Genomic DNA, 3,485 nt, shown 5'->3' with positions numbered 1-3,485 from the left:
CCGCCCTCGAGAGCCTCTACGCCATTCCTTGCAAGACCCTGCACGCCGCCCCTTTGCTGGCCGACTGGATCAGGGCCGAGGTTGAGGCTCCGCTGATCATCGGGCCTGATGTGGAAAGCGAGCAGTGGGTCGCGGCGGTCGCCGCTCGGGTCGGGGCGCCGCATGTGGTCCTGTCCAAGCAAAGGCTCGGCGACAGGGAGGTCCGGATCGGCCTGCCCGATCTCGCGGCCCATCGCGGTCGGCGCACGGTGCTGATCGACGACATCGCCTCCTCAGGGCGAACCTTGGTGGCGGCCGCCGAGGCCCTGGGTCTTCAGGGTTTCGCGCCGCCGGTGTGCGTCGTCGTGCACGCGGTGTTCGGCGACGACGCCCTGGCGCGCCTGCAGGCCGTGGCCCAACAGATCGTTTCCACCGACTCCATTCCACATCCGACCAACGCGATCTGGCTGGCGCCCTTGATCGCCGGCCGCCGCCCATAGCCAAGGCGCGCCGGGCGCGCATTTGCGGCAGATCAAGGTGAGGACCATGCTCTTCGAGAAGGTGGAGTCCGGCGACGGATCCCGTGGAGGCCGACAATGTCCCGCACCGATCCGTCGTCGCCCCTGGAGCCCGCTTTCGTGGTCGCTGACCTCTGCAAGGTCTATGCGACCGGGGCGGGGGACGTGCATGCGTTGCGCGGGGTCGACCTCCGGATAGAGGCGGGCGAGACCCTGGTGCTGCTGGGGCCTTCAGGGTCCGGCAAATCCACGCTGCTCAACATTCTGGGCGGACTCGACCGCCCCACCTCCGGCTCTGTCCGCTTTCATGATGTCGAGCTCAGCGGCGCCACCACCGCCGCCCTGACCCGCTACCGGCGCCAAAGCGTCGGCTTCATCTTCCAGTTCTTCAATCTCGTTCCCAGCCTGACGGCGCGCGAGAACGTCGCCCTGATCACCGAGATCGCCACCGACCCGATGAGCCCGGAAGAGGCCCTGGCGCGCGTGGGCTTGGCCGATCGCATGGATCACTTTCCCGCCCAACTGTCGGGCGGCCAGCAGCAGCGGGTGGCGGTGGCCCGGGCGATCGCCAAGCGGCCGGCGCTGCTGCTCTGTGACGAGCCGACCGGATCGCTGGACAGCGACAGCGGCGTGCAGGTGCTGGAGGCGATCGCCGAGGTCGCCGCCGAGGTCGGCGCGACGACCATGATCGTCTCGCACAACGCCGGCATCGCCGCCATGGCCGATCGGGTCATCCGCTTTCGCGACGGCCAGATCACCGAGATCGAGACCAACAGGCGCAAGACCGCCCCGCGGGAGATTCGCTGGTGAGGCCCGCCCCCCTCGATCGCAAGCTGCTGCGCGATCTGTGGCGCATGAAATGGCAGGTGGCGGCCATCGCGATGCTGATCGCCTGCGGCGTCGCCGTCGCGGTCATGGCCTTCTCGGCGCAGCGCGCCCTGGCCCAGGCCCAGCAGAGCTTCTATGCGGAGACGCGCTTCGCCGACGTCTTCGCCCTGGCCAAGCGCGTCCCGGCGTCGCGGGCGCGCGATCTGGAGACCGTCGACGGCGTCACCGCCGTCGACACGCGGATCCTGCATAGCGGCCTGATGGACGTGCCTGGCCTCAAGCGCCCGGCGATCGCCCGGCTGATCTCGCTGCCGGACGATCCGGAGCGGAGCCTCAACCGCGTTCGGCTGGTGCGTGGCCGCATGCCCGACCCGACCCGGACCGATGAGGCCGTGGCGCTGAGCACCTTCCTGGACGCGGCCGGGGTGCGGCTGGGCGATCGCCTGAAGAGCACGATCAACGGACGGGCCGTCACCCTGACCATCGTCGGGGCCGTCCTGTCGCCGGAATATGTCTATGTGCCGTCGCCCGAGTCGTTCATGCCCGACGACGCTCACCAGGGGGTATTGTGGGCGCCGCGCCGGACGGTCGAGCGCGCCGCCGGGATGAGCGGCGCGTTCAACGCCGTGGCCCTGACCTTGGCGCCGGGCGCCTCGCTTCCCGCCGTGTTGCGCGACGTCGACCGGCTGTTGGCCCCCTACGGCGGCCGGGCCGCCTCCGCCCGCGAGGACCAGCCGTCGCACGCCTTCCTGGACGCGGAGCTGAAGGAGCTATCGACCTCGGCCTCGATCCTGCCCCCCGTCTTCCTGCTCGTCGCGGCCAGCCTGGTGCATCTGGTCGTCGGCCGGTTGGTTGATTCCGAACGGGAGCAGATCGGTCTGCTCAAGGCTTTCGGCTATCGCGACCGCGACGTCGCCTTGGTCTATCTGCGGATGGCCGCGGCGATCGGCCTTGCGGGCGCCCTGGCCGGCGGCCTGGCCGGCGGCGCCTTGGGCGCGGCCATCGTCGATCTCTACCGTGCCTATTTCCGGTTTCCGGTGCTCAGCGTCCACTTCCACTGGACCGCCTTCCTGGCCGCCTCGATGGTCTCGGTGGCGGCCGCCGCCGCGGGTTCGCTGGCGGCCGTCCGCCGCGTCGTCGCCCTGTCGCCCACCTTGGCCATGCAGCCGCCCCGGCCGGCCGTCTATTCGACAGGCGTTTTGGACCGCCTGGTTGGCGGCGAGGGTTTTGACCAGGGCAGCCGGATGATCGCCAGGAGCCTGGAGCGGTTTCCAGGGCGGGCCATGCTGACGGCCTTGGGCCTGGCGGCGAGCCTGTCCTTGCTGATCGGCACGCAGTTCCTGTTCGATGGCGTCGACCAGGTGGTCGACCAAACCTATTATCGCGTCCAGCGTTGGAGCGACGCGGTCGGCTTCGTCGAGCCGCGCGACGTGGCCGCCGTCCGCGACCTGGCGCGACGGCCAGGGGTCTACGCCGCTGAGCCGACACGGGTGGTGGCGGCGCGCCTGAAGGCCGGCGGCCGCCAGGAGGCGGTTCGCATCGTCGGGTTGGAGCCGGAGTCGCACCTGCACCGGCCCCTCGACGACCAAGATCGCCGTGTTCCATTCGAAGGGCGCGGTCTGGTGCTCAGCGAGGCGCTGGCCTCGCGCCTGGGCCTGGTTGCGGGCGACGCCGTCTGGACCGAGGTCCTCGACGGATCGGGCCCGGCCGCCCTTCTGCCGATCACGGGCCTGTCTCGGGACTACAGCGGCCTGACCGCCTATATGGATCGCAGGGCGCTAAACCGGCTGATGAACGAGGGCGACATCGCCAGCGGGGCGAACCTGCTGCTGAGCGCCGACGCCCGGCCAGCCTTCTACCGCGCCATCGAGGCGACGCCCCAGGTCATCGGCGCCTCGTCTCGGGACGACACCGTGGCCAGCTGGCGCAAGGTCATGGCGCAATCCTTCCGCACCGCCATCATCTTCTATCTGGGTTTCGCCGGGGCGATCGCCTTTGGCGTGGCCTACAACACCTGCCGCATCGCGCTCTCCGAACGTGGGCGGGACCTTGCGACCTTGCGGGTGCTCGGCTTTGGCCCGGCCACCTGCGCCTATGTGCTGGTCGGGGAGCTTACCATTCTGGCGCGCTGGTGGCCATTCCGGTCGGCGTCCTGGGCGG

3 protein-coding genes are annotated in these 3,485 nt (G+C 70.1%); all 3 read left to right on the top strand.

Annotation, left to right across the window (positions count from 1 at the left end; translation table 11 throughout):
* Nucleotides 1-479: phosphoribosyltransferase family protein (locus tag CSW58_RS11250; protein ID WP_255406577.1), on the top strand; the 479-nt coding region annotated here is incomplete at its 5' end.
* 96 nt (nucleotides 480-575) lie between these two features.
* Nucleotides 576-1,307, top strand: coding sequence for an ABC transporter ATP-binding protein (locus CSW58_RS11245; RefSeq protein WP_099447349.1), 732 nt, complete (start codon nucleotides 576-578; stop codon nucleotides 1,305-1,307).
* Nucleotides 1,304-3,485 (top strand): FtsX-like permease family protein (locus CSW58_RS11240; protein WP_236627787.1); only part of this gene is annotated, 2,182 nt, incomplete at its 3' end. The genes CSW58_RS11245 and CSW58_RS11240, both read left to right, overlap by 4 nt.

It is taken from the genome of Caulobacter sp. B11, from assembly GCF_002737765.1.
Lineage (GTDB): Bacteria > Pseudomonadota > Alphaproteobacteria > Caulobacterales > Caulobacteraceae > Caulobacter.
This window is presented reverse-complemented; position numbering and strand designations above follow the sequence as displayed.